General features: G+C 70.5%; 23 protein-coding genes. 11 read left to right on the forward strand and 12 right to left on the reverse strand.

Annotation, left to right across the window (positions count from 1 at the left end):
* Positions 1-18: 18 nt before the first annotated feature.
* The 6 genes from murF to menD all read right to left on the reverse strand — a co-directional run bounded on the left by murF (position 19) and on the right by menD (position 7,085).
* Entirely contained in the window at positions 19-1,431 is a 1,413-nt protein-coding gene (murF, locus tag KBY96_RS12770) for a UDP-N-acetylmuramoyl-tripeptide--D-alanyl-D-alanine ligase (protein ID WP_254979835.1), read from the reverse strand.
* Entirely contained in the window at positions 1,421-2,239 is an 819-nt protein-coding gene (locus KBY96_RS12775; RefSeq protein WP_254979836.1) for a hypothetical protein, read from the reverse strand. The genes murF and KBY96_RS12775 overlap by 11 nt, the downstream gene beginning before the upstream one ends.
* Before the next feature lie 10 nt (positions 2,240-2,249).
* Positions 2,250-3,734, reverse strand: coding sequence for a glycogen synthase GlgA (glgA, locus tag KBY96_RS12780; protein ID WP_254979837.1), 1,485 nt, complete (start codon positions 3,732-3,734; stop codon positions 2,250-2,252).
* Positions 3,735-3,811: 77 nt separating this feature from the next.
* Positions 3,812-4,390 (reverse strand): L,D-transpeptidase, encoded by a 579-nt coding sequence (locus KBY96_RS12785; protein WP_254979838.1) that lies wholly within the window; start codon positions 4,388-4,390, stop codon positions 3,812-3,814.
* A gap of 32 nt (positions 4,391-4,422) precedes the next feature.
* On the reverse strand, positions 4,423-5,283 hold the full coding sequence (gene menB, locus KBY96_RS12790) for a 1,4-dihydroxy-2-naphthoyl-CoA synthase (protein ID WP_254979839.1): 861 nt from the start codon (positions 5,281-5,283) through the stop codon (positions 4,423-4,425).
* On the reverse strand, positions 5,280-7,085 hold the full coding sequence (gene menD, locus KBY96_RS12795) for a 2-succinyl-5-enolpyruvyl-6-hydroxy-3-cyclohexene-1-carboxylic-acid synthase (RefSeq protein WP_254979840.1): 1,806 nt from the start codon (positions 7,083-7,085) through the stop codon (positions 5,280-5,282). The genes menB and menD overlap by 4 nt, the downstream gene beginning before the upstream one ends.
* Positions 7,086-7,247: 162 nt before the next feature.
* Here menD and lepB point away from each other — a divergent pair, with 162 nt between their 5' ends.
* Both lepB and KBY96_RS12805 read left to right on the forward strand, forming a co-directional pair.
* The gene (gene lepB / locus KBY96_RS12800) at positions 7,248-7,784 is read left to right on the forward strand and encodes a signal peptidase I (protein ID WP_254979892.1); all 537 of its coding nucleotides are present in this window, start codon (positions 7,248-7,250) and stop codon (positions 7,782-7,784) included.
* Between the two features lie 41 nt (positions 7,785-7,825).
* The gene (locus KBY96_RS12805; protein ID WP_254979841.1) at positions 7,826-8,182 is read left to right on the forward strand and encodes a DUF760 domain-containing protein; all 357 of its coding nucleotides are present in this window, start codon (positions 7,826-7,828) and stop codon (positions 8,180-8,182) included.
* 3 nt (positions 8,183-8,185) lie between these two features.
* Here KBY96_RS12805 and KBY96_RS12810 read toward each other — a convergent pair whose 3' ends face one another.
* From KBY96_RS12810 to KBY96_RS12820, 3 genes are all read right to left on the reverse strand, one after another.
* Positions 8,186-9,370 (reverse strand): DUF4336 domain-containing protein, encoded by a 1,185-nt coding sequence (locus KBY96_RS12810; RefSeq protein ID WP_254979842.1) that lies wholly within the window; start codon positions 9,368-9,370, stop codon positions 8,186-8,188.
* Between the two features lie 161 nt (positions 9,371-9,531).
* A complete protein-coding gene (gene psbA, locus KBY96_RS12815; protein WP_254979843.1) occupies positions 9,532-10,608 on the reverse strand; it encodes a photosystem II q(b) protein in 1,077 nt (358 codons plus the stop codon).
* Between the two features lie 213 nt (positions 10,609-10,821).
* Complete coding sequence (locus KBY96_RS12820) at positions 10,822-12,177, reverse strand: YcjF family protein (RefSeq protein WP_254979844.1); 1,356 nt, start codon at positions 12,175-12,177, stop codon at positions 10,822-10,824.
* Between the two features lie 292 nt (positions 12,178-12,469).
* Here KBY96_RS12820 and KBY96_RS12825 point away from each other — a divergent pair, with 292 nt between their 5' ends.
* The 4 genes from KBY96_RS12825 to KBY96_RS12840 all read left to right on the forward strand — a co-directional run bounded on the left by KBY96_RS12825 (position 12,470) and on the right by KBY96_RS12840 (position 15,465).
* Positions 12,470-13,009, forward strand: a complete 540-nt coding sequence (locus KBY96_RS12825) for a hypothetical protein (RefSeq protein WP_254979845.1) — start codon at positions 12,470-12,472, stop codon at positions 13,007-13,009.
* A 16-nt stretch (positions 13,010-13,025) separates the two neighbouring features.
* The gene (locus tag KBY96_RS12830) at positions 13,026-13,571 is read left to right on the forward strand and encodes a hypothetical protein (RefSeq protein ID WP_254979846.1); all 546 of its coding nucleotides are present in this window, start codon (positions 13,026-13,028) and stop codon (positions 13,569-13,571) included.
* A 5-nt stretch (positions 13,572-13,576) separates the two neighbouring features.
* Positions 13,577-14,611: a tryptophan--tRNA ligase gene (trpS, locus tag KBY96_RS12835; protein WP_254979847.1), complete on the forward strand. Its 1,035-nt coding sequence runs from the start codon at positions 13,577-13,579 to the stop codon at positions 14,609-14,611.
* 323 nt (positions 14,612-14,934) lie between these two features.
* Positions 14,935-15,465, forward strand: a complete 531-nt coding sequence (locus tag KBY96_RS12840; RefSeq protein WP_315859497.1) for a glycoside hydrolase family 104 protein — start codon at positions 14,935-14,937, stop codon at positions 15,463-15,465.
* A 23-nt stretch (positions 15,466-15,488) separates the two neighbouring features.
* Here KBY96_RS12840 and KBY96_RS12845 read toward each other — a convergent pair whose 3' ends face one another.
* Positions 15,489-15,932, reverse strand: a complete 444-nt coding sequence (locus KBY96_RS12845; protein ID WP_254979849.1) for a TM2 domain-containing protein — start codon at positions 15,930-15,932, stop codon at positions 15,489-15,491.
* A 4-nt stretch (positions 15,933-15,936) separates the two neighbouring features.
* Entirely contained in the window at positions 15,937-16,308 is a 372-nt protein-coding gene (locus KBY96_RS12850; protein WP_254979850.1) for a DUF2605 family protein, read from the reverse strand.
* 56 nt (positions 16,309-16,364) lie between these two features.
* Between KBY96_RS12850 and thrS the strand changes: the two genes are divergently transcribed.
* From thrS to KBY96_RS12875, 5 genes are all read left to right on the forward strand, one after another.
* Complete coding sequence (thrS, locus tag KBY96_RS12855; RefSeq protein ID WP_254979851.1) at positions 16,365-18,203, forward strand: threonine--tRNA ligase; 1,839 nt, start codon at positions 16,365-16,367, stop codon at positions 18,201-18,203.
* On the forward strand, positions 18,200-19,210 hold the full coding sequence (gene glk, locus KBY96_RS12860; protein ID WP_254979852.1) for a glucokinase: 1,011 nt from the start codon (positions 18,200-18,202) through the stop codon (positions 19,208-19,210). Before thrS ends, glk begins: the two co-directional genes overlap by 4 nt.
* A gap of 27 nt (positions 19,211-19,237) precedes the next feature.
* A complete protein-coding gene (gene thrB / locus KBY96_RS12865; RefSeq protein ID WP_254979853.1) occupies positions 19,238-20,188 on the forward strand; it encodes a homoserine kinase in 951 nt (316 codons plus the stop codon).
* A gap of 63 nt (positions 20,189-20,251) precedes the next feature.
* Positions 20,252-21,850 (forward strand): NAD(P)H-quinone oxidoreductase subunit 4, encoded by a 1,599-nt coding sequence (locus KBY96_RS12870; protein WP_254979854.1) that lies wholly within the window; start codon positions 20,252-20,254, stop codon positions 21,848-21,850.
* Between the two features lie 52 nt (positions 21,851-21,902).
* Entirely contained in the window at positions 21,903-24,038 is a 2,136-nt protein-coding gene (locus tag KBY96_RS12875; protein WP_254979855.1) for a M3 family metallopeptidase, read from the forward strand.
* A 22-nt stretch (positions 24,039-24,060) separates the two neighbouring features.
* On the opposite strand, the gene KBY96_RS12880 is transcribed toward KBY96_RS12875, so the two are convergent.
* Entirely contained in the window at positions 24,061-24,723 is a 663-nt protein-coding gene (locus KBY96_RS12880; RefSeq protein ID WP_254979856.1) for an alpha/beta fold hydrolase, read from the reverse strand.
* Positions 24,724-24,759: the final 36 nt, after the last annotated feature.

Genomic DNA, 24,759 nt, shown 5'->3' on the forward strand with positions numbered 1-24,759 from the left:
AGTAGCCCAGGCCTATCGCTAGGGACCGGCCAGCTGCGACCTGAACGCTTGCAGCAGCGGCAGCAGGCGCTCCAGCGCGACGCTGCGGCTGGCCTTGAGCAGCACCACATCGCCGGACTCCAGCCAGTCCCGCAACGGCTCGGCCGCCTGCTCGGGGGTGGGCACCCGAGCAAGTCGCGGCAGCGCCGCCGCGGTCGCGGCCATGGCGTCGCCCTCGGCGCCGCCCACCACCAGCACCAGGCCATCGAGGCCGAGCTCCACGGCCCGCTCCGCCACCTGGCGGTGCAGCTCCACGCCACGCTCGCCGAGCTCCAGCATCGTGCCCAGCACGGCGTAGCGGCGGCCGCCCTGCTGGCGCGCCAGCAGCTCCAGGGAGGCCAGCATCGCCTCCGGTGAGGCGTTGTACGTCTCATCGAGGATCGTCACCCCGGCGAGCTCAAGGCGCCGGCTGCGGCCACCCGGCAGGTCCACGGCCAGGGGCTGCCAGCGAGCGGGCGGTAGGCCCAGCTCCTGGGCCACCGCCAGCGCGAGCATCAGGTTGCGGGCCTGGTGTCGGCCCTCCAGGGGCAGCGGCAGACACACCCCGGCGACCTCCAGGCAGCCGGCCGCCTCATCGAGCACACCCACCAGCTCAGCGTCGTCCTCCCCGGGATCGCCGCACAGGGCCACCCGCAGCACCCGCCCGCTCCACACCCGGGTCAGGCTGGCATCGAGCAGGGGATCGCCGGACGGAATCACCACCACGCCCCCGGGCGCCAGACCGGTGACGATCTCGCACTTGGCCGTGCCGATGGCCTCGCGGCTGCCGAGACGGCCGATGTGGGCGGTGCCGAGGTTGGTGATCACCGCCACATCGGGGCGGGCGCAGCGGCTCAGCCGCTCGATCTCACCCAGCCCGCGCATGCCCATCTCCACCACCACGGCGCAGTGCCCGGCGCCGGCCCTGAGCAGGGTGAGGGGCACACCCACGTCGTTGTTCTCATTGCCGCTGGAGGCGAGCACCGGGCCGAGGGGAGCCAGGACGGCGCGGATCAGCTCCCGGGTGCTGGTCTTGCCGGCCGAGCCGGTCACCGCCACCACCGGCGCCGCGAGCCGCTCACGCCACAGCCGACCCAGGTCCTGATAGGCCTGCAGGGTGTCGTCCACCAGCCACAGGGCCGCGCCGGCCGCCGCCGCCGCTGCCCTGAGCTCCGCCAGGTCGGCGCCGCTCAGGCGGTCACGCTGGGCCACCAGGGCCCTACTGCCGGCGGCCAGGGCCTGCCGCAGAAAGCGGTGCCCGTCGAAGCGTTCCCCCACCAGCGCCAGGAACACTCCACCAGCGCTGAGACGCCGGCTGTCGGTGCTCACCAGCAGGGGCTCAACGGCCAAGGGTGCCGCGGGGGTGAGGGGAGGTCCCCAGAGCTCATGCAACTGCTGGAGATCAAGCGACATCGGCGGCGCCCGCGGCATCGAGCAGGATCATGCCCGAGCCCACCCGGGCGGTCCGTCCCAGCAGGCGCCCCGATCCATCCACCAGCTCCAGACGCTCGTAGCCCAGCTCCAGGGCCCGGAGCCGCCACGCCTCGGCCTGGCGCTGCTGCTCACCGCTGACCAGGCTCTGGAAGCCGGCCGTGAGCTCCAGTCGCAAGCAAGCGAAGACAGGCCGCTCGCGCGCGGCCAGCACCAGCCGGCGGGGATCGGCCGGCTGCAGCAGCGCCAGCAGTGGATCGGGGCTGGGCCCAGGCGGGGCGGGGCCCGCCGGGGCGGGGGGCCGGGACCTGTCGAGCGGTGTCCGGGGCGCAAGCTCAGCGGCCTCTTCGCCGGCAGCGCCGGCAGCGCCGCCGGCTGGCTCCTGAACCTGGCTCGCCTCGCTCTGGGTCAGCTCGTCGAGCGCCGCCGACCGAGGCGGGGAGGAAGAGGGGGAGAGAGGCGGTGAGGGAGGCGGGGGCGCGGAGCGGACCCGGGGCTCCGGCAACGCGTTCAAGGCCAGCACCAGCAGCGCAACCGCGGTGGCCACCGCCAGGGCGAGCAGCAGGGGCCAGAACCAGGGCGCGAGGCGGCGGGGCCAGAGGGCCGGCACGGGCAGATCGCCCTGCCAGTTGCGCCGGCTCAGCTCCCAGACGCGCAGCCGCAGCGAGGCCAGTACGGCCCGCAGATCCCGCCGCAGCAGCTTCCAGGGATCCTCGTAGGGGGCAGGCAGGTCGCGACCACCAGGCAGATCCCGGCCCGCCGGGGATGGAGCCGGCCGCTGCTCGCCCACCGGCCCGGGCCTAGCGACGCTTGAGCAGAGCCCCGAGCCCCCGGCGGCTGGGGTCGGCATCCTGACCCTGGGAGAACTGCTCCACCGCCGCCGCCTCGGGCGTGGGCTCCTTGACGCCGCAGACCTCGCGGTACATGGCGTCGTAGGCCAGGGCCGAGCGGTCCCAGCTGAAGTCGACGGCCATGGCCCGGCGCTGCAGCTGGGACCAGGCGAGCGGATTGCGGTAGGCCTCCCAGGAGCGCACGATCGCGGTGTAAAAGTCGATCGGTTCGTAGCGGTCGAAGCCGTAGCCGGTGCCGCTGCCCTTGCCCCCCTCAGCGCCGGGGTCGTTGGGGGGCACCGTGTCCACCAGGCCACCCACCCGGCGCACCACGGGGATGGAGCCATAGCGCATGGCCAGCATCTGGCTGATGCCGCAGGGCTCGAAGCGGCTGGGCATCAGGAAGGCGTCGCTGCCGCCATAGATCAGGCGGGAGAGGGCGTCGTCGTAGGTGAGGAACACGGCGAAGCGACCCGGTTGGCGGGAGGCCATCTGCCACAGACCCGACTCATAGGTCCGATCGCCCGTGCCCAGCACCACGATCTGGCTGTCGGTGTAGGCCAGGGCGCGATCGGCCACCTGCAGCAACAGATCCACCCCCTTCTGATCCACCAGCCGGCTCACCATCGCCATCAGGTAGCTGCGGGGATTCACCGTGAGGCCGAAGCGCTCCTGCAGCGCCCGCTTGTTGGTCTCCCGTGGAGCCAGATCGTCGCCACTGAAGCGGGCCGGCAGGGTGGCGTCGGTGGCTGGATTCCAGGCCTCGGTGTCAATGCCGTTGAGGATCCCGCGCAGCTTGCCGCTGACGAAATTGAGCAGCCCCTCGAGTCCATCCCCGTACTCGGCGGTGCGGATCTCCTGGGCGTAGGTGGGCGACACGGCATTGACACTGTCGGCGTAGAGCAGGGCCGCCGCCATGGTGTGATCACCCTGCATGTACCAGGGGCACCAGGTCATGCGGTCGAGCTTCCAGCGCCAGGGGCCCTGATAGCGGAGGTTGTGAATGGTGAACACGGTGCTCACCTCCGGGTCCTGATGCATCCACACCGGCAGCATGCCGGTGTGCCAGTCGTGGCAGTGCAGCACCTGGGGTTTCCAGTGGTGCCAGCAGAACTCGGCGGTGGCACTGGCGAAGAAGGTGAAGCGCCAGTCCTCGTCCTCACCGCCGTAGATGCGCTCGGCGTCGAACACCGGATGGCCCACCAGATAGAGGGGCAGCCCGCTCACAGGGTGCGCGGTCTGGAACACGGCGAAGTCGTTGCCCATGGTGTGGCCACGCCACACCGGCTGCTCGGGGATGCTCAGCAGCGACCAGAGCCTGCCGTAGCCGGGGATGATCGTGCGCACGTCGTGGCCGAACCCGGCCAGCGCCGGCGGCAGGGAGCCCACCACATCACCCATGCCACCCACCTTGATCAGGGGTGCGCATTCGGCGGCGGCAAACAGGATCCGCATCCAGGCACTGCTACAGGTGGGCGCAACTGTAGGGGTGGTGCGTGGTCGCTCCCTCAGCAGGGCTGAGGCGGCTGGCCTCAGGGCAGCACCGTGACCGGGGTGCCCAGTTCCACCAGGTCAAACAGCTCGCGCACGTGCTCATCGAACAGCCGCACGCAGCCGTGGGACACCGCCCGCCCCACGCTCTCGCGCTGGGGGGTGCCGTGGAAGCCCGCGCTCACGCAGCCCTCCACGGTGAGCACCTCCAGCCCGTTGAAGCCACGGCGGCCGTGGCAGTCGCGGTGGAAGCCGATCCAGCGGCTGCCGAGGGGATTGGCCGGGCCCGGCGGCACATGCACTCCCGTGGCGGGATGCTCCCAGATCGGGTCGGCCACCAGCTCGATCACGCGGAACTGCCCCACGGGCGTCTCCCAGCCCGGGCGGCCGATGGCCACGGGAAAGCGGCGCAGTTCACGGCCCGCCTCGAGCACCAGCAACCGGCGGGCGCTGCGATCGAGCACCAGGTGCCGCTGAACGGTCGGCCTGGAGACCGCTGAAGCGGGGGAGGGGCTGGCTGCGCTGCCGGGGATGGTGGCTGCACCAGCAGGAACCAGGCCCAGGGCAGGCAGCAGGGCAAGGGCCAGTGCGGGCAGCAGGCTGGGCGTGAGATGCGCCATGGCGGTGCGCGTCAAACCGGCCACCTGTGACCTCAAGGTAACCAGGGGGAGCCGGAAAAGTCGGGGGGCCGCTTCTCCAGGAAGGCGTTGCGGCCCTCCCGGCCCTCCTCGGTTCGGTAGAAGAGGTGAGTGGCCTGACCGGCGAGCTCCTGGATCCCCGCCAGGCCATCGGTTTCAGCGTTGAAGGCGGCCTTGAGGCAGCGGAGGGCCGTGGGGCTGTGCTGCAGCACCTCCCGGGCCCAGCGCACCCCCTCCTGCTGCAGCTGCTCCAGGGGCACCACCGCATTCACCAGGCCCATCTCCAGGGCCTCCGCCGCTGCGTACTGGCGGCAGAGAAACCAGATTTCACGGGCCTTGCGCTGGCCCACCACCCGGGCCAGATAGCCGGCACCGAAACCGCCGTCAAAGCTGCCCACCCGGGGACCGGTCTGGCCGAAACGGGCGTTGTCGGCGGCGATCGAGAGGTCGCAGAGCAGATGCAGCACCTGGCCGCCACCGATGGCGTAGCCCGCCACCAGGGCGATCACCACCTTGGGCAGGCTGCGGATCAGGCGCTGCAGATCCAGCACGTTGAGCCGCGGCAGTCCCTGCTCATCCACATAGCCGCCCTCGCCACGCACGCTCTGGTCGCCGCCGGCACAGAAGGCCCAGCCACCATCGGCCGCCGGCCCCGCGCCGGTGAACAGCACCACACCGAGGCGGGGATCGTCGCGCACCCGCGAGAAGGCATCGCACAACTCCTGCACCGTTCGCGGCCGGAAGGCGTTGCGCTTGTGGGGGCGATCGATGGTGATGCGGGCGATGCCCTCGTCACTGCGCTCCAGGCGGATGTCCTCGTAGGCGCCCAGCTGCTGCCAGCTCACGGGTTGCCAGGCCGGCGGGGCCGCGGTCATGGCGCAGAGGCGGGGACAGGGGCCATTCTGCGCAGCTGCCGGCGGCGCTCCGCGTCCCGGCGCCGGTCGCTGCGCAGCAGCAGCAGGGCCATGGGGAGATCCAGAGCCCAGGCCAGGTCGCGCTCCAGTGCCTCCGAGCCGAGCGGAGCGCGGCCGGGCACACCGTGGGCCGCCGCCAGGGCGAGGGGATCAACCGCCTGGGGCATGGCGAACAAGCGCTCGAAATCCAGCGGCCCCTCGGGCTGGCAACGGATGGGCAGCTGCTCGAAGATGCCGCCGCCCCCGTTGTCGATCAGCACCACCGTGAGTCGGCCCCCCAGCTGGTGGTGCCAGAGCCAGCCGTTGCTGTCGTGCAGCAGGGCCAGATCACCGGTGAGCAGCACGGCACGGCCGGCCGCTTCCGCCACGCCGCAGGCCAGCGACAGCGTGCCATCGATGCCCGAGGCGCCGCGGAAGGCGTGGATCGGACGCCAGGGGCCATCTGCGGGGGTGAAGCTCTCCCAGTCGCGCACCGGCGAGCTGTTGGCGATCACCAGCGGCAGCTCCGCCGGCAGCATTCGGGCCAGCAGGCGGGCCAGGGCCGGCTCACTCCAGGGGGCGCCGCCCCCATCCCCTGGCCCGCCGCCCAGCTGCTGATCCAGCCAGGCCTGCAGGTCGCGGTCGGCCTCCTGCCAGGCCGCGGCGTGGCGCCGGTTGGCCTGCGATGGCTGGGGCGGCGCCGGCGGCAACTGCTCCACCCAGGCCTCCAGGCCGCCACACCACTGCTGAGGGCAGCAGCCGAGGGGATCGAGACGGCGGGGATCGCCCTCACTGATCAGCAGCTGGCGGCCGCCGCAGCGCTGCAGCAGCTGCTGGAGGGGCCGGCTGGCCGGCAGCGGCCCCAGCCGCAGCACCTGGTCCGCCAGCAGCTCGGCCGGCGGGGCGGCGAGCAGGTCGTAGCCCGCCAGCGATGCCAGGCCGGGGATGCCGCGCAGGCCGCTGAGGCCATCCGCCAGCAGGGGCCAGCCGCAGTGCTGCTGCCAGCGCCGCAGAGCCGCCAGGAATCCGGGCCAGGCCTGGGGGCACCCTCGCCAGGGACCGGCCACCACCAGGCCAGGCCGCCGGGGATCGAGGCCAGCAAGGCCGATCGGCGCGGGAGCGGTGAGGGGCCGCGCCAACGGCACTGGGGGGGCAGGGGCCAGCGGCGTCTGTGCCAGGGCCTCCAGGGCCTCAGCGCCGGCATGGAGGGGCTCTTCAAAGGGCAGATTGAGGTGCACGGGGCCCGCTGGGCCGTCCGGCCCAGCAGCCGTGGCGGCCAGGGCCCGGCGGGCCAGCTGCTCCAGGCTGGCCGCCTCCATCGCCGCCAGGCCGGCGGGATCTCCCTCCCCCAGCCAGCGCACGCTGGCGAGCAGAAACCGCTCCTGGTTCACGGTTTGGTTGGCGCCGCAGTGCTTGAGGCGGGCCGGCCGATCGGCACTGATCAGCAGCAGGGGAATGGTGCCGAAATCCGCCTCCACGGCGGCGGGCAGCAGGTTGGCCACCGCCGTGCCGGAGGTGGTGATCACCGCGGCCGCCCGGCCGCTGCCGCGCCCCAGTCCGAGGGCGAAGAACGCGGCCGAGCGCTCGTCGATGGCGGTGTGCAGCGCCAGCGCCCGGCGCCGTTGCAACAGCCCCGCCGCCGCCGCCAGCGGCCCGGAACGGCTGCCGGGAGCCAGCACCAGATGGCCGAGCCCACCCTCCACCAGGGCTCCCAGCAGGATCAGCGCCGCCCGCAGGTTGGCGGCGGCCAGCACATCCTGTTCAAGGCCATCGTCTGGGGCCATCGGGCGGGTGGGCGAGGCGTGGGCCGCAGCGCGGGTGGTGCAGCGCTGCAGGATGGATGCCCCATTGTTCCCCTCCGCTTGGGCGCACCCGCCACCCCCAACCACGCGCCAGAGGACGCACCGGAGCCGGGTGGACCCCAGGCCCCCGGGCCCTGGGGGGCGATCCGCCGCCAGCTGCTGCCCCTGCTGGCCTGGGTGGCCCTGGCCCTGCTGCTGCGCTGGGCCGTGATCGAACCCCGCTGGATCCCCTCGGGCTCGATGCTGCCCGCCCTGCAGCTCAACGACCGGGTGCTGGTGGAGAAGGTGCGGGTCCGCCTGCACCGGCCCCTGCCCCTGGGCAGCGTGGTGGTGTTCCATCCACCGGCGCTGCTGCAGGAGGCCGGCTACGACCCGTCCAGTGCCCTGATCAAGCGCGTGGTGGGCCTGCCGGGCGACCGCATCGAGGTGCGCGACGGCCGCCTCGTTCGCAATGGCGAGGCGGTGGCGCACGACTGGAACGCCGAACCGATCAACTACAGCCTCGAACCGCTCACCGCGGACGCCGGACAGCTGCTGGTGCTGGGTGACAACCGCAATGCCAGCCTGGATTCCCACCTCTGGGGTGCGCTCAGCGACGAGCAGCTGATCGGCACCGCCGTCTGGCGCTACTGGCCCCTGGGCCGCTTCGGCCCGATCAGCAGCGCCTGGGCCAGGCGCTGAGCCTGCACTAGGGTGCGCACGTGACGCAGCGCACAGGCAGGATGTTCAACCCTGAGTTCCTGACGAGCGACAACGAGGCGATCAGCGGCAATGCCCTGATCCAGTACCTCCAGGACCAATCTCCGGATGTGCTGCAGCGGGTCGCCCGCTCCGCCAGTGGCGAGATCCAGGACATCATCCGCCACAACGTGCAGGGGCTGCTGGGCATGCTGCCCGCCGATCACTTCGAGGTGAAGATCCAGACCAGCCGCGACAACCTGGCCGGACTGCTGGCCTCGGCGATGATGACGGGCTACTTCCTGCGCCAGATGGAGCAGCGCATGGAACTGGAGGCCAGCCTGATGGGCGGCTCGGGCGGCGACGACCTGGACGCCGATCCCGGCCCCCTCCGTCTCTGAAAATCAGGGAGCAGGCTCGGCAGGCACCAGACCCAGCTTCACCAGGGTGCGATCAATCCCCGCCAGGGTCGACCAGTTGCCCTGATCCGGTGCCCAGGGTCTCTGCTCCAGCTCATCCGCCAGCCGACTCAGCCGCTCGGGCGTGCAGGGCACGGGGGCCTCGTAGTGAGCTGGCACCAACCAGCGGGTCTCGTCCAGCTCCGCCAGGGAGCGGATCCAGCTGACCAGCGCCGCCCGGCAGCGCGGGAACACCAGCCGCTCCAGCACCGGCGCCACCTGCGGCCGCGGTGCATCCTCCGCCACCAGCTCCACAAAGGCCTGCTCCCAGTTGGGATGCCAGCGGAACGGATAGAGGCCGAAGTGGCTGCGGGGACGGCGCAGCCCTGGGGCGAAGGCGTGGCGCAACACCTCCCTCAAGCCGGCCACGCTGAGGGGAGCCGGCTGCAGATAGGAGGCGAACAGCACCAGCCGCCACCAACCGCGGCGGCGCTGCTCGGGGGTGTCCTCCAGAGGCTGATCGCCCCGGTCGCGGGCATGGAACAGCAGGGGGGTGGGATCGGCGTTGAACACAGGCGGGGGATCGGTGCCGATGGCCACCAGGGCATCGGTGACCAGCAGGCTGCCGCTGGCCCGGTGCAGGCAGGCCACCTCCATGAAGGTGCCCAGGCCGAGGTTGAGCGGCCCCAGGGCCCGCCACAGCAATTCATCCCCGTGGGGAAGACCCTGCTCAAACAGCACGCGGGTGCGGGAGGCGGGAAAGCCGAGCCAGCTCTGGGGCAGGCGCAGGGGAAAACTCCACTGGCGGGGCGTCACCCAGAGCTCTGCCTGGGGGCAGGCCCGGGCCAGGGCCGGAGCCGGCAGCTTGTGCTCCAGGCCTGAGGCAGTGGGCAGCACGATCGTGCGCACCGGTCCGTAGGTGGCCTCCAGCTCCCTCAGGGCGGACAACAGCTCAGCGGTGGGGGGCAGGGGGGCATAGAGCATCAGCCCCTGACGCAGCCGCACCACCGTCATGCGGATCGGCACCGCCACATAGAACAGTCCCTGCAGCTGCTCGAAGCTCCAGAGCTGATTGGGGATCAGCTCGCGCACCAGGGTGCGGCGGCGGCCGTAGGGATAGAGAGGGAGCAGTGGCCACCACGGCCAGCGCTGGCGGGCCGGTTCGGAGTTGCTGGCGGACGCGGCGGTCAACGGTGCGAGCGGCACTGGGGCAGAAGGACGCTGAAGGCGGCAAAGCCCGGCGGGCCAGGGGATGAGGTGCAGTCTGAAGCCCATGCCGCCCCACCTGGGACAGAGCAACAAAAAGCCCCCTCCAAGGAGGGGGCCCGGTGGGAAGCGTGGCCGGCTGGGGATCAGCCGAGGGCCGGGGCCATGAGGGCCACCGGAGTGGCTGCGCTGGTGGCCAGGTCGAGCGGGAAGTTATGGGCGTTGCGCTCGTGCATCACTTCCATACCCAGATTGGCGCGATTGATCACATCAGCCCAGGTGGGCACCACCTTGCCCTGGCCGTCGAGGATCGACTGGTTGAAGTTGAAGCCGTTGAGGTTGAAGGCCATCGTGCTCACCCCCAGGCTGGTGAACCAGATCCCCACCACCGGCCAGGCAGCCAGAAAGAAGTGGAGGCTGCGGCTGTTGTTGAAGCTGGCGTACTGGAAGATCAGGCGACCGAAGTACCCGTGGGCAGCGACGATGTTGTAGGTCTCTTCCTCTTGGCCAAACTTGTAGCCGTAGTTCTGGCTTTCGGTTTCGGTGGTCTCACGCACCAGGCTGCTGGTCACCAGCGAACCGTGCATGGCGGAGAAGAGGCTGCCGCCGAACACACCGGCCACACCCAGCATGTGGAAAGGGTGCATCAGGATGTTGTGCTCAGCCTGGAACACCAGCATGAAGTTGAAGGTGCCGGAGATGCCCAGGGGCATGCCGTCGGAGAAGGAGCCCTGACCGAAGGGATAGACCAGGAACACGGCGAAGGCGGCGGAGAGCGGGGCGGAGTAGGCCACGCAGATCCAGGGGCGCATGCCGAGGCGGTAGGAGAGTTCCCACTGACGGCCCATGTAGCAGGAGATGCCGATCAGGAAGTGGAAGACCACCAGCTGATAGGGGCCGCCGTTGTAGAGCCACTCATCGAGGCTGGCGGCTTCCCAGATGGGATAGAAGTGCAGGCCGATGGCGTTGCTCGAAGGCACCACAGCACCGGAGATGATGTTGTTGCCGTAGAGCAGGGAGCCGGCCACAGGCTCACGGATGCCGTCGATGTCGACGGGGGGAGCGGCGATGAACGCCACAATGAAGCAGATGGTGGCGGCCAGCAGGCAGGGGATCATCAGCACACCGAACCAACCCACATAGATGCGGTTGTTGGTGGAGGTGATCCAGGCGCAGAAGCTTTCCCAGCTTCCAGAGCGGCCGCTGCGTACAGCAGTGGTCATGAAGAAATCCTCAGAAATGACGATCAGCGAGAGGAGAAACTGAACGAAATAACGGAATGAGAACGGTGGAATCAGACCGGCTAGATCCCTACGGCTAGATCTCTCGAGCGAAACCCTGAAAGGAACCGGCACGATGAAAGCCTCACCAACGCTACGGAAAGCGTCGCGCTTAGCGGGAAGCTGCAAAAAAAAGTTCCGATGCTTTGCTCTTCTTTACGCAGACTGTTGCGAAGATTTGCGTCCGGCCAACGGCGGGCAGACCTGCTCCCCCAGCCACTGCTCGCCAAGCCACTGCTGGCCCTGACGCAGGAAGGCCGGCCAGTCGATCCGCTCCCGCTCGGCGGCCCGGGCCACCAGCAGTGGCGCCTCCCGGCGCAGACGCTCCAGGTCTGGCTCAGCAACCCCCACCGAGCGCGCCAGGCTGTCGGCCATGGCGCCGCCCACCACCCGCGTGAGGTAGGCGGCACTGAGGGCCTGCACGGCACTGCCCAGCAGCCAGGTGGCCCCATGCCACTTCACCGCCCCCGCCAGGGCCTGGGTGCTCCACTCCACCACCCCCAGCGTCAGGGAGGCCCGGGCCAGCTCCACCGCCACGGCGCGCAGCTGTTCGCCGCTCCAGGGGCAGCCCCAGAGCTGGGCCATCTCCTTCACCATCAGGCCGTTGGCCACCGCCAGCACCAGCAGGTCGAGGCTGGGCAGCGGGGCTGCCACCACCCCGGCGGCCACCAGCCACTGGGTGCGCTGCTGCAGGGCCTGGAAGTGACTGCGGCGCAGCAACTCCAGGTCTCCCTGCCAGCGGCCATGCAGGGTTTCCAGGCTGCGGAGCTGGCGCTGCCCGCGCAGGCGGGGCGCTTCACTGGCGCACAGCCGGGCCAGGGGCTGCAGGGAAGCGGCCAGATCGGCCGTCTGCCGCCAGCCGAGCAGCGGTGGTGGCGGCTCAAGGCTGAGCTGGGCCAGCAGCTCGGCGCTGGCATTGGCCTCCTGGCCGGGGCCATCAGCGTGCAGAAGCAGCCACAGGGGCTGACCTCTGGGCAGGGCTTCAAGCCAGCGCAGATCGGCGGCCATCAGCGGGGTGGAGAGGCAGTAGAGCAGCGCATCGCAGCTGGCGAAAGGCTCCGGCCACTGCCAGAGCTCGCTGCTGGCCGGAAGCGGCCGGGCCCAGTGCAGGGTGAGCGATTCGGGGCCCTGCAGCGCCTTGGCCAGGCGCTCCCGCCAGGCCGGCTCCTGAGGGGGGTGGCCCACCACGGCCAGGTGCAGGCCGGAGCGCTCCAGCTGGCTGCGCAGGCTGGCGAATTCCAGCTGCCGTTGCCGGCGCGCCGGCGCCGGATCGGCGGTGCCTGAGCCGGCGCTGGGCTCCAGCTCCTCGAAGCGGGCCTCCAGGGCCTCCAGCCGCTCCAGCCAGCCCCCCACATCAGCAGGAGCAGGGCCTCCCGGCCGGGCGCCCGCAGGCCGCAACCACCACAGGGCGCCGAGCGCAGCGGCCGCTGCCGCCGTGGAGAGCAGCGAACCATGGGCGAGGCGCCCCAACCCATCCAGCGCCAGGCCACCGGCAGCGGTGGCGGCGGCCATCGGCCAGAGCCGGCGCCAGGCCAGCCCAGCCAGGGACGGACGTGTCGAGCCCGAGGAGGAGGCCAGCGGGCCTGCGGAACTGGGAGGGCACCACTGGGGGTGAGGCAGCGGTGGCGGTGACGACGGGGAAGTCAACGCGCTGGCATGAGCTGAGCCTCTCTAGCTCAGGGAGCAGGGCGACGCCCGCCGGTGCGGGGCAGGATGGGAATCACGGGCCTTCCCTTGAGGAACCCCATAGCCTTGGTGTGGGTGGACATCGCCCACCAGTCCACCGCCGATCTGCCACACCGCCATGGCTGAGCCTGCCCTGAGCGGCCCCACGTCCCAGCTGCTGGCCGCCCTGACCCCGGAGCAGCAGCGACGCCTGCAGGGCTGGAGTGAGGCGCTCGATGCAGCTCCGAACTGGCATGGCACCCTGCCGGTGGTGCTGCTGGAGCGCTGCTGGCTGCGCCTGCAGGCCGTGACGGTGGCCACCCTGGCGGACGCCGTGCCGGCCGACACCAGTGCCGAGGCCCCCGAACTGATGCGCTGGCGGCAGCTGACGGAGGAGGGCAGCGATCCCTGGAGCGCCCAGCTGGTGTGCTGGCAGGAGTTCGGCGCCCAGGCCTGCCAGCAGGCCCAGCACCGGCACTGGCAGCAACAGGAGCGGCACTGCTGCGGCTGGACCTTCGCGGACTACCTGGGGCTGCTACGGGACTACCGGCGCGGGCTGGTTGGCGGCGCCAGCCGGCGGTTGCCCCTGCTGGTGCTCAGGCGACCGGATGGGGAGCAGCGGCACGCGCTGCACTGGCTGCCCAGCCGCCACCAGCCGATGCGGCACACTTGCCCCTGATCCAGCGCCTGTCGCCATGGCTGACGAGTCCTCCACGCCAGCGCCCCAGGCCGGGCGCAACGCCGGCACCCGAGACGGGGGCGGCTTTCGCATCCGTCTCAGCGACAACGAGATGCGCTCCGCCCGCAGCATTCAGGAGGCCTTCCGGCTGCGCTCCACCGTGGCCGTGCTGGGCTTCTCGGTGCGCGCCATCGCCCAGCTGCTGGAAGAGGGCAAGCTCGACGAGCTGGTGGCCCAGCAGCAGGAGCAGGCCGGCCCCCGCCGCGAGGGTGGCCGCGACGGCGAGCGGGGTGGCCGCGGCGATGGCGGTCGCAGTGAGGGAGCTCGCCGCGAGGGCCCTCGCGGCGAGGGCCGGGGAGGACGCCAGGAGCGCCAGAATCGCATCGACCCCTTTGCCCGTCCGGCCCGGCCGACAACGCCAGCCCCAGCTGAAGCGGCACCCGAACCACAAACAGAGTCCACACCGGAAGCAGAGCCCGCACTGGAAGCAGAGCCCCAACCCCAAGCCGAGCCCGAAGCGCCGATCGCTGCTGAGTCCGCAGAGACCACCGACGAACGCTGATTGCCATGAGCAGGCCCCGGGTTCTCTCCGGCGTTCAGCCCACCGGCTCCCTGCACCTGGGCAACTGGCTGGGTGCGATCCGCAACTGGGTGGACCTGCAGCAGGACCACGACACCTTTTTCTGTGTGGTGGACCTGCACGCCATCACGGTGCCCCACGACCCGGCGCGCCTGGCGGAGGACACCCTCTCCACCGCCGCCCTCTACCTGGCCTGCGGCATTGACCCGGCGCGCTCGACGGTGTTCGTGCAGAGCCAGGTGCCGGCCCACAGCGAACTGTGCTGGCTGTTGAACTGCGTCACCCCGCTCAACTGGCTGGAGCGCATGATCCAGTTCAAGGAGAAGGCCGTGAAACAGGGCGATCAGGTGTCGGCCGGACTGCTCGACTACCCGGTGCTGATGGCCGCCGACATCCTTCTCTATGACGCCGACCGCGTGCCGGTGGGGGACGACCAGAAACAGCACCTGGAACTGGCCCGCGACATCGCCCAGCAGCGCATCAACGCCCGCTTCGCCCCCAGGGGCGCCGACGGCGAACCCCTGCCGGTGCTGAAGGTGCCCGAGCCGATGATCCTGCCGGAAGGCGCCCGGGTGATGAGCCTCAGCGACGGCACCAGCAAGATGAGCAAGAGTGATCCCAACGAGGGCTCGCGCATTGCCCTGCTCGACCCGCCGGAGCTGATCAGCCGCAAGATCAAGCGCGCCCGCACCGACCCCACCATGGGTCTTGAGTTCGGCAACCCCGAGCGACCCGAAGCCGACAACCTCCTGGGGCTCTATGCAGCGCTCTCCGGTCGCGGCCGCGCCGCCGTGGCCGGTGAATGCGCCGAGATGGGCTGGGGGCGCTTCAAGCCGCTGCTGGCGGAGGCCGCCGTGGAGGCCCTACGGCCGATCCAGGAGCACTATCGCGAGCTGCGGGCCGATCCGGCCAGCCTGGAGGCGGTGCTGGCGCAGGGTCGCGAACGGGCCAGCGCGGTGGCGGCAGCAACGCTGCAGCGGGTGCGGGATGCTCTCGGCTTCCTCCCCGTCAAGCCCATGTGAGCAAAACAAGCTGAATAGACACCGCGCCAATGATCAGCCGCGCTGATCATTGCGGCCTTACACCGCCCCAGGCAATCCGAGCGACAGCCGTCGCAACTGCGACGCAGAACGTTACGTGGCTGTTGATACACATTCATCCGCTCCCGTCAACCCCCCCAGGCGCCCTGCTGGCCTCCGTCCACCCCAGGCCAGCAAGGTCATGACGCCCGATGTGAGCGCCCCTGACTCGCCCCCGCCTGTTCGCCTCCACGGTCGTTGCCATCGCCATGGCCACCGTGCTGCCGATCCCCCGCCCCGCCACCGCCGTCTCCTCCCCCAGGCCCATGCCCGAGTTGCCCCAGCCGCCGCAGGCGGTGGCCGTGCGGCCGGCCGATCCAGCTCCCTATGCGCTCACACCGGAGCGCCGTGCCCTGCTCGACACCCTGCGCTACGCCGAAGGCACCTGGAAGAACGGCAGCCCCGACGGCTACCGGGTGCTCTACGGCGGCGGCCTGTTCGACACCCTGGAGCGCCACCCTGAGATCGTCGTGCACCAGCGCTACACCAGCGCCGCCGCCGGTGCCTACCAGTTTCTGCCCGCCACCTGGGAGGCCGTGGCCCGGCAGCTGGGGCTCAGCAGCTTCGAGCCCCACAACCAGGACCAGGCCGCCCTGCACCTGATCGAGCGCCGGGGGGCCCTGCAGCTGTTCGACCGGACGGGGCTGAACGCCGATGTGCTGGCCCGGCTGGCGCCGGAATGGGCCTCCCTGCCGGCCCACCATGGCGGCAGCTACTACGGCCAGCCGGTGAAGAGCCGCCAGGAGCTGGTGGCCTTCTACGACTCCGCCCTGGCGCGGCACGAGAACGCCGGCTGAGCGCCGGCCGGTCCCCAGCGCACTCAGGGCTCGCGGTACACCACCCGTCCGCGGCTGTCGTTGCCCACATCCAGCAGCTGCACCTCCAGCAAATGCTGGATCTCGGCCCGCACCGCCTCACTGCCCACGCCGCTGCCGTACTCCAGCGCCAGCAGGGCGTCGTTGAGGGTGAAGCCGGCATCGCCGCTGTGCCGCGCCAGCTCCAGCAGCTGCCGCTCCAGCGACAGGGAAGCGCCCTGCAGCAGGGGCAGGGCATTGGCCTGTTCCACCATTTCCGGCATCAGCCAGAGGTCCACCAGCTGGCCCACGTAACAGAGGCCAAAGGTGAGCAGGTAGAGGGTGCCGCTGTAGGGCTTGCGGTTGTAGAAGCGCTGCAGCCCGCACACCCCCGCCAGGCCAAGGGCCCAGAGCAGGTAGGAGAGGGCCAGGGTGCGCCGCTCGCCGCGGCGGGAGAGGGAATCCGCCATGGCTTCAGAGCCCCGGGAAGGCAGGCGGTTGCGGCCAGCTGAGCTGGGGCAGGGCCACGCCGCTGCGGCGCAGACGGGCGGACAGGGACCACACCCGCATCACCAGCTGATGCCAGGGGGCCAGGGTGTCCATGGCCAGGGCCACGGGTGCCGGTGTGGACTGGCGCAGGCTGGTGGCGGCAATCAGCTCACGGCGGGCCTGATCCAGCTCAGTGCGCAGGGCATGGCGCTCCGCGGCGGCCATCACCGCGTCGGGGCAGAGGTCGAGCAGCAGCTCCCCGCGCTCGAACCAGAAGCAGAAGTCGCTGAGCAGGGAGCCCAGCAGGTGCTCCAGCAGTTCGGCGGCAGGCTCCTGGGCAGACGGGTCGGCGCTCATAGCAGGAGTTTAGAAGCGCTGCGTAGGATCGGCCCTCGCCCCAGCGCCGCCTGCCCATGCCCGCTTCCGCGTCCGCCTCCAGCACAACCCCGGCGGCCGGGAGCACCATCCACCTGCCCAAAACCAGCGAGAGCGAGCAGCTGCTCAAGATCCGCCATTCAATGAGCCATGTGATGGCCATGGCGGTGCAGAAGCTGTTTCCCAGGGCCCAGGTGACCATCGGCCCCTGGACCGAAACCGGCTTCTACTACGACTTCGACAGTCCCGAACCCTTCACCGAGGCCGATCTCAAGGCCATCAGGAAGGAGATGATCCGGATCATCAACAAGAAGCTGCCGCTCGAGCGCATCGAGGTGAGCCGCGCTGAGGCCGAGGCGCGGATCCGGGCCCAGAACGAGCCCTACAAGCTCGAGATTCTGGCTGGAATTCAGGAGCCGATCACCCTCTACACCCTCGGCCAGGAGTGGTGGGACCTCTGCGCCGGGCCCCACGTGGCCCACACCGGGGAGCTCAATCCCCAGGCCTTCGAGCTGGAGAGCGTCGCCGGCGCCTACTGGCGCGGCGACGAACACAACGCCCAGCTGCAGCGCATCTACGGCACCGCCTGGGAAACCGCCGAGCAGCTGGCCGAACACAAGCACCGCCGGGAAGAGGCGAAACGGCGCGACCATCGGCGTTTGGGCACGGATCTGGATCTGTTTTCGATCGAAGACGAGGCCGGCGCCGGCCTGGTGTTCTGGCATCCCCGCGGCGCCCGCATGCGGCTGCTGATCGAGGACTTCTGGCGCCAGGCCCACTTCGCCGCCGGCTACGAGCTGCTCTACACCCCCCATGTGGCCGACCTCGCCCTCTGGCGCACCTCCGGCCACCTCGACTTCTACAGCGAGAGCATGTTCGGGCCGATGGCGGTGGATGAGCGGCTGTACCAGCTCAGGCCGATGAACTGCCCCTTCCACGTGCTCACCTACGCCAGCCGGCTGCGCTCCTATCGGGAGCTGCCGATCCGCTGGGCGGAGCTGGGCACCGTGTATCGCTACGAGCGACCTGGGGTGATGCACGGGCTGATGCGGGTGCGCGGCTTCACCCAGGACGACGCCCACGTGTTCTGCCTGCCCGAGCAGATCACCGCCGAAATCCTGCGCATCCTCGACCTCACCGAGGAGATCCTCTCGGCGTTCGACTTCCGCAGCTACGAGATCAACCTCTCCACCCGGCCCGGGAAGTCGATCGGCGAGGACGCCGTGTGGGAGCTGGCCACCGCGGGCCTGGTGGAGGCCCTGAGCCGCAAGGGCTGGGCCTACACGATCGATGAGGGCGGCGGCGCCTTCTACGGCCCCAAGATCGACCTCAAGATCGAGGATGCGATCGGCCGGATGTGGCAGTGCTCCACGATCCAGCTGGACTTCAACCTGCCCGAGCGCTTCCAGCTCGAGTACGTGGCGGCCGATGGCTCCAGGCAGCGTCCGATCATGATCCACCGCGCCATCTTCGGCTCGCTGGAGCGGTTCTTCGGGATCATGACCGAGAACTATGCCGGCGATTTCCCCTTCTGGCTGGCCCCGGAGCAGGTGCGGCTGCTGCCGGTCACCGATGAGGTGCTGCCCTTCGCCGAGCAGGTGCTCAGCCAGCTCAGCGGCGCCGGCATCCGCGCCAGCGTGGACCACAGCGGCGATCGCCTGGGCAAGCTGATTCGCAACGGCGAGCAGATGAAGATCCCGGTGCTGGCCGTGATCGGCGCCCGCGAGGCCGAAACCGCGGCGGTGAGCCTGCGCAGCCGCCGCGATGGCGATCTCGGCAGCCTGCCCGTGGCCGCCCTGCTGAAGGCAGCTGAACGCGCCAACCTCGAGCGCGGCGCCACTCTGGAGCTGGCCAGCCCGGGCAAGGAGCATTCATGAGCATCCTGCTGGCCGGCGACATCGGCGGAACCAAGACCCTGCTGGCCCTCTACCGGGCCAACGGCGACCAGCTCGAACCCCTCTGCTCTCGCCGCTACAACTCCGAGGAATGGCCCGATCTGGCGCCCATGGTGCAGGCCTTCCTGGGCGAGGCCCGCGACACCGCAGCCCCCGATGATCAGCCGGCGGCTGCCTGTTTCGCCGTGGCCGGACCGGTGCAGCAGGGGGCAGCCCGGCTCACCAACCTGCCCTGGCAGCTGGAGGAGCGGGAGCTGAGCACAGCCATCGGCATCGCCCCGGTGGAGCTGGTGAACGACTTCGCCGTGCTCGTGTATGGACTGCACCACCTCGGCAGCGCCCAGCAGGCCTCGATCCGCCAGGGCACCCCCTGCATCGGGGAGCCGGTGTTGATCCTCGGCGCCGGCACCGGATTGGGCGTGGCCTTCGGCGTGCCGGGCCCGGCTGGACTGACGGCGGTGGCCAGTGAGGCGGCCCACGCCGAATTCGCGCCGCGCAATCCCGCCGAGTGGCAGCTCAAGCAGTGGCTGGCTGCTGATCTGGGCATCCAGCGGGTGTCGGTGGAGCGGGTGGTGAGCGGCACCGGCCTGGGCCACGTGGCCCGCTGGCTGCTGAGCGAACGCCACCCCGAGGGCGAGCACCCCCTGCATCAGTGCAATGGCGATCTGCCGGCGGCGGTGGCCAGTGCGGCGGCCCTCGGCGATCCCCTGGCCCGGGAGGCCCTCGACCTGTGGCTCGAGGCCTACGGCAGTGTCACCGGTGATCTGGCCCTGACAGGACTCTGCCGCGGCGGCATCTGGCTGGCCGGCGGGACGGCCGGCAAACTGCTGATGGAGCTGCGCAGCCCCCTGTTCCGACGGGCCTTCCTCGACAAGGGACGCCTGGGAGTGGTGCTGGAGCCGCTGCCGATCACGGCGGTGATCGACTCCGCGAGCGGCGAGTTCAGCGCTGCCTGCCGGGCGCGCATGCTGCTGGGCGCGGCGGGCTGAGACACTGGCCGCAGCAGAGCCAGTGCCATGGTGCGCCCGCGGGTCGGCCAAGGGGTCGTTGTTCACGTTCCGGCCACCACCGCCAATTTGGGTCCAGGGTTCGACTGCCTCGGTGCGGCGCTCAACCTCGACAACGTGTTTGAACTGCGCTGCCTGGAGGGGGGCAGCCAGCGCTTCGACCTGATCATCGAGAGCCAGGAGGGCTCCCACCTGCGCGGCGGGCCCGACAACCTCGTGTATCGCTCAGCCCAACGGGTGTGGAAGGAGGCCGGTGAGGAGCCGGTGGGACTGGAGGCCCGGGTGCGCCTGGCGGTGCCGCCGGCCCGGGGCCTGGGCAGCAGCGCCACGGCCATCGTGGCCGGCCTGATGGGGGCCAATGCCCTGGTGGGCGAGGCCCTCAGCAAGGAGAAACTGCTGGAGCTGGCAATCGACATCGAAGGCCATCCCGACAACGTCGTGCCCTCATTGGTGGGGGGCCTGTGCATGACGGCCCGGGCGGCATCGCACCGCTGGCGGGTGGTGCGCTGCGAATGGTCACCGGAGGTGGTGGCGGTGGTGGCGATTCCGGCCATCCGGCTCACCACCAGCGAGGCCCGGCGGGCGATGCCGAAGTCGATCCCGGTGGCAGACGCGGTGGTGAACCTCGGGGCACTCACCCTGCTGCTGCAGGGTCTGCGCACCGGCAACGGCGACCTGATCACCGACGGCATGCACGACCGCCTGCATGAGCCCTACCGCTGGGGGCTGATCCCCGGCGGCCAGAAGGTGCGCGATGCGGCTCTGGAGGCGGGCGCCTGGGGTTGCGTGATCAGCGGAGCCGGGCCCAGCCTGCTGGCCCTCTGCCGGGCCGAGGTGGCCGACACCGTGCGCCGCGAGATGCTGGTGGCCTGGCACCGGGCCGGGGTGGAGGCCCGCGGTGAGGTGCTGAGCGTGCAGCAGCACGGCAGCCACTGGCTGCCGTTGCCCGATCGAGAGTGAGTACATCTACTCAGCAGCCCAGGGGCAGCTGATAGGGTCGGAGCCGAATTTGAGGCGCGGTTGATGGACGCCAACCTGGCTCTTCTGGCCGCGTCCAGTCCCTTGGATCCGGTGAGCCTTGGCTCCCCCACCGTGGCCTTTCCCTGGCTCAGCCTGATCGTGCTGCTGCCAGCGGCGGTAGCCCTGGCGATGCCCCTGCTGCCCGGCGACGGCAGCGATCCGCGCCTGCCCCGCGGCCTGGCCCTGGGGGTTCTGGGGGTCGACCTGCTACTGATGCTGTTCTGCTTCAGCAGCCAGTTCGATGGCTCCCTCAGCGAGCTGCAGCTGGTGGAGCGGGTGAGCTGGGTTCCGGTGCTGGGACTGGAGTGGTCGCTGGCGGCCGATGGCCTCTCGGCCCCGCTGGTGGTGCTCTCCGGTCTGGTGACCCTGCTCTCGGTGGCGGCCAGCTGGAACGTGAACCGCAAAACCAGGCTCTACTTCGCCCTGATGCTGGTGCAGGCCTCCGCCCAGGGCCTGGTGTTCCTCTCCCAGGACTTCCTGCTGTTCTTCCTGGCCTGGGAACTGGAGCTGGTGCCGGTGTATCTGCTGATCGCCATCTGGGGTGGCAAGCAGCGCCAGTACGCCGCCACCAAGTTCATCCTCTACACCGCCACCGCCTCCCTGCTGATCCTGCTGAGCGGGCTGGCCCTGGCCTTCAACGGCCCCTTCACCTTCAACCTCGCCGAGCTGGCAGGCCGCAGCGCCGGCGGCAGCTTCGGCCTTCTCTGCTACCTCGGATTCCTGGTGGGTTTCGGCGTCAAGCTGCCGATGTTCCCCCTGCACACCTGGCTGCCCGATGCCCACGGCGAGGCCAACGCGCCGGTGTCGATGCTGCTGGCCGGGGTGCTGCTGAAGATGGGCGGCTACGCCCTGCTGCGCTTCAACGTGCAGATGCTGCCCGAGGCCCACCTCATCCTGGCGCCGGCCCTGATCGTGCTGGGCATCGTGAACATCATCTACGGGGCGCTGAATGCCTTCGCCCAGGACAACGTGAAGCGGCGCATCGCCTGCAGCTCGGTGAGCCACATGGGCTTCGTGCTGGTGGGCATCGGCGCCATCGATGCCCTGGGCATGAGCGGGGCGATGCTGCAGATGATCAGCCACGGGCTGATCGCGGCGGCCATGTTCTTCGTGACCGGGGTGTTCTACGAGCGCACCGAAACCCTCTCGATCCCGAACATGGGCGGCCTGGCCAAGGCCCTGCCGATCACCTTCGCCTTCTTCCTGGCCAGTTGCCTGGCCTCGCTCGCCCTGCCGGGCATGAGCGGCTTCGTGAGTGAGATCACCGTGTTCCTTGGCGTCACCGCCAACGAGGGCTTCACCATCGGCTTCCGGGTGATCACGATCGTGCTGGCCGCCATCGGCCTGGTGCTCACGCCCGTGTACCTGCTCAGCCTCTGCCGGCGGGTGTTCTTCGGGCCCCGCATCCCGGCCCTGGCCGTGGTGGGCGACATGACACCCAGGGAGCTGGTGATCGGCCTCACCCTGCTGGTGCCCACCCTGGTGATCGGCTTCTGGCCGCGGGTGGCGATCGACTTCTACGAGGCCAGCACCAACGCCCTCTCCGTCAAGCTCACCAGTGGCGTGGCCATGGCCCTGGGACGGTTCACCGCCCTGGGCTGAACCGCAGCGGCAGAGCCGGATGGTCTGAAATGGCGGCAGTGATTTGATCGCCATGCTCAGCACTCCGGGCAGCGCCAAGGCCAGCAGCGATCAGCAGGCGCAGCGGCAGCCCCTGCTGAGCGGCGAGGGGCTGCCGCTGTTTGAGGCCATCACCCCCGAGCAGGTGGACAGTGCCATCCCGGCCCTGCTGGCCGAGCTCAGCGACGAGCTGAGCCGGCTGGAGGCGCGCCTGGGCGTTCACGGTGGGGAGAGCGACCAGCCCCGGCCCGCCATCGGCTGGGAGGACCTGATGGATCCCCTGCACCATCTCGAGGAGCGGCTGCGCTGGAGCTGGGGGGTGGTAAGCCATCTGCACGGCGTGTGCAACACCCCCGAGCTGCGCCAGGCCTATCAGAACCAGCAGGGCGCCGTGGTGGCCTTCGGCAGCCGCGCCGGCCAGAGCAAGCCGATCTATCAGGCCCTGCAGCAGCTGGCGACCCAGCCCCTCGACACCACCCAGCGGCGGATCGTGGAGGCCGAGCTGCGCCACATGCAATTGCGGGGTGTGGGACTGGAGGGGCCGGAGCAGGAGGCCTTCAACGCCGCCACCGCCGAACTGGCCCAGCTGGCCAGCCAATTCGGCAACCACGTGCTCGATGCCACCAACGCGTGGAGCCTCACGCTCAGCAGTGAGGAGGAGCTGGATGGCCTGCCCGAGAGCCTGCGCAATCTGCTCGCCCAGGCCGCCCGCGATGCCGGTGAGCAGGGCTGGCGGCTGGGGCTGGACATGCCCCGGGTGCTGCCGTTCCTCAAGTACAGCCGCCGCCGGGATCTGCGCGAAACCGTGTACCGCGCCCAGGTGGGCCGCGCCTCCAGCGGTGAGGGCAACAACCGGCCCCTGATCGAGACGATCCTCACCCTGCGGCTGGAGCAGGCCCGGCGTCTCGGCTACGCCAACTGGGCGGAGGTGAGCCTGGCCAGCAAGATGGCCGGCTCGGTGGCTGAAGTGGAGCAGCTGCTCCACGACCTGTGCTCCGCGGCCTACCCCGCCGCCGAGCAGGAGCTGCAGGAGCTGCGCGCCTGCGCCCAGCGCCATGGCGCCCCGGAAGCAGACGACCTCAAGCCCTGGGATGTGAGCCACTGGGCCGAGCTGCTGCGCCGCGAGAGCTTCGATCTCGACGCCGAGGCGCTGCGACCCTGGTTCCCGCTGGAGCAGGTGCTGCAGGGGCTGTTCGGCCTCTGCCAGCGGCTGTTCGACATCCGCATCGTGGCCACTGAGGCCGGTGAGGCCCCCACCTGGCACCCGGATGTGCGCTACTTCCGGGTGCTCGACGGGGCCAGCGGCGATCCGCTGGCGGCCTTCTATCTCGATCCCTACAGCCGGCCGGGCAGCAAGCGCGGTGGCGCCTGGATGGACGAGTGCCTGGGTCGCACCAACACCCGCGCCGGCGAGCCGGTGCTGCCGGTGGCCTACCTGATCTGCAACCAGAGCCCGCCGGTGGGCGACACCCCCAGCCTGATGACCTTCGAGGAGGTGGAAACCCTCTTCCATGAGTTCGGCCACGGCCTCCAGCACATGCTCACCACCGTGGAGCGGCCCCAGGCCGCCGGCATCAGCAACGTGGAGTGGGATGCGGTGGAGCTGCCCAGCCAGTTCATGGAGAACTGGTGTTACGACCGCACCACCCTGATGGGCATGGCCCGCCACTGGCAGAGCGGCGCACCGCTGCCTGAGGAGGAGTATCAGAAACTGCTGGCCGCCCGCACCTTCATGGGCGGCACGGCCACCCTGCGCCAGGTGCACTTCGCCCTCACCGACCTGCGCCTGCACAGCCAGTGGGCCCCCGACAGCGGCCAGAGCCCGGAGCAGCTGCGCCGGGAGCTGGCCCGCACCACCACGGTGCTGGAGCCGATTCCCGAGGACGCCTTCCTCTGCTCCTTCAGCCACATCTTCGCCGGCGGCTACTCGGCGGGCTACTACTCCTACAAGTGGGCCGAGGTGCTCAGCGCCGACGCCTTCAGCGCCTTTGAGGAAGTGGGCCTGGAGGACGAGGAGCAGGTGGTGGCCACGGGCCGCCGCTTCCGCGACACCGTGCTCAGCCTTGGCGGCAGCCGCTCACCGGCGGAGGTGTTCGAGGCCTTCCGCGGCCGGGCGCCCAGCCCCGAGGCCCTGATCCGCCACTCCGGGCTGGCCACCGAGCCGGTCTGAGCGTCGCCAGCCCCTGCTGCACTCACGGCCGCAGCAGCTCCTTCACGATCGGCACCAGCCCGGAGGGGCTGGTGATCAGCTGCTGGTGGTGCCACACCGGCAGCTGATGCTTCGGCCCCACGGGCAGCACGCCGGTCCAGCTGGGCACCACCATCTGGTCGCTCAGGCACCAGAAGCTGGTGCATGCCACCCCCTCCAGGCCGGCGGGATCGTCGTTCAGCCGCTGCAGCAGGGGACTGCCGGGCCGCAGGTCGGCGACGGTGGACAGCCAGCGGCGGGGCCAGGGCAGCGCCAGCAGACTGCCCTGCTGGGGACTGCCGACGCTGATGAAGCGGCGGGTGCGCCGCCGCCCGCCCTGCAGCTGAATCCAGCTGCGCGCGATCACCCCGCCGAGGGAAAAGCCGAGCACGTCCACCTCCTGGTCGGGCCCGAAGCGGGCCTCCACGGCCTGCCCCAGCTCCTTGGCCAGCTCCAGCACCGGCCGTTCCCCAAGACCATGGGGCAGGTGGGGCACCAACACCGGATCACGGCGGCCCTCGAGCTGCTTCTCCAGGCGCCGGAACAGGCCCGGGGTGTCCCAGAGGCCGTGCACCAGCACAAGCGGCGGCGGCGCGGGGCTGGACGCACGCTCGGGCTGTTGGGTGCCGGGCTGGGGGGTGTCTGATGCAGGCTGCGGGCTGGACATGACGACGACCGGAACACGGAGGTCCGCTCAGGTCAG

It is taken from the genome of Cyanobium sp. ATX 6A2 (assembly GCF_024346355.1).
In the GTDB taxonomy this organism is placed as follows: Bacteria; Cyanobacteriota; Cyanobacteriia; order PCC-6307; family Cyanobiaceae; genus NIES-981.

Excerpts from the sequence above, each read along its gene's own strand:
- glk (WP_254979852.1), top strand. The coding sequence starts at position 18,200 with ATGAGCATCCTGCTGGCCGGCGACATCGGCGGAACCAAGACCCTGCTG.
- KBY96_RS12875 (WP_254979855.1), top strand. The coding sequence starts at position 21,903 with ATGCTCAGCACTCCGGGCAGCGCCAAGGCCAGCAGCGATCAGCAGGCG.
- thrS (WP_254979851.1), top strand. The coding sequence starts at position 16,365 with ATGCCCGCTTCCGCGTCCGCCTCCAGCACAACCCCGGCGGCCGGGAGC.
- trpS (WP_254979847.1), top strand. The coding sequence starts at position 13,577 with ATGAGCAGGCCCCGGGTTCTCTCCGGCGTTCAGCCCACCGGCTCCCTG.
- KBY96_RS12830 (WP_254979846.1), top strand. The coding sequence starts at position 13,026 with ATGGCTGACGAGTCCTCCACGCCAGCGCCCCAGGCCGGGCGCAACGCC.
- murF (WP_254979835.1), bottom strand. The coding sequence starts at position 1,431 with ATGTCGCTTGATCTCCAGCAGTTGCATGAGCTCTGGGGACCTCCCCTC.
- thrB (WP_254979853.1), top strand. The coding sequence starts at position 19,238 with ATGGTGCGCCCGCGGGTCGGCCAAGGGGTCGTTGTTCACGTTCCGGCC.
- KBY96_RS12805 (WP_254979841.1), top strand. The coding sequence starts at position 7,826 with ATGTTCAACCCTGAGTTCCTGACGAGCGACAACGAGGCGATCAGCGGC.
- KBY96_RS12785 (WP_254979838.1), bottom strand. The coding sequence starts at position 4,390 with ATGGCGCATCTCACGCCCAGCCTGCTGCCCGCACTGGCCCTTGCCCTG.
- KBY96_RS12870 (WP_254979854.1), top strand. The coding sequence starts at position 20,252 with ATGGACGCCAACCTGGCTCTTCTGGCCGCGTCCAGTCCCTTGGATCCG.
- glgA (WP_254979837.1), bottom strand. The coding sequence starts at position 3,734 with ATGCGGATCCTGTTTGCCGCCGCCGAATGCGCACCCCTGATCAAGGTG.
- KBY96_RS12845 (WP_254979849.1), bottom strand. The coding sequence starts at position 15,932 with ATGGCGGATTCCCTCTCCCGCCGCGGCGAGCGGCGCACCCTGGCCCTC.
- KBY96_RS12850 (WP_254979850.1), bottom strand. The coding sequence starts at position 16,308 with ATGAGCGCCGACCCGTCTGCCCAGGAGCCTGCCGCCGAACTGCTGGAG.
- KBY96_RS12820 (WP_254979844.1), bottom strand. The coding sequence starts at position 12,177 with ATGGCCGCCGCCACCGCTGCCGGTGGCCTGGCGCTGGATGGGTTGGGG.
- psbA (WP_254979843.1), bottom strand. The coding sequence starts at position 10,608 with ATGACCACTGCTGTACGCAGCGGCCGCTCTGGAAGCTGGGAAAGCTTC.
- menD (WP_254979840.1), bottom strand. The coding sequence starts at position 7,085 with ATGGCCCCAGACGATGGCCTTGAACAGGATGTGCTGGCCGCCGCCAAC.
- menB (WP_254979839.1), bottom strand. The coding sequence starts at position 5,283 with ATGACCGCGGCCCCGCCGGCCTGGCAACCCGTGAGCTGGCAGCAGCTG.
- KBY96_RS12840 (WP_315859497.1), top strand. The coding sequence starts at position 14,935 with ATGCCCGAGTTGCCCCAGCCGCCGCAGGCGGTGGCCGTGCGGCCGGCC.
- KBY96_RS12880 (WP_254979856.1), bottom strand. The coding sequence starts at position 24,723 with ATGTCCAGCCCGCAGCCTGCATCAGACACCCCCCAGCCCGGCACCCAA.
- KBY96_RS12825 (WP_254979845.1), top strand. The coding sequence starts at position 12,470 with ATGGCTGAGCCTGCCCTGAGCGGCCCCACGTCCCAGCTGCTGGCCGCC.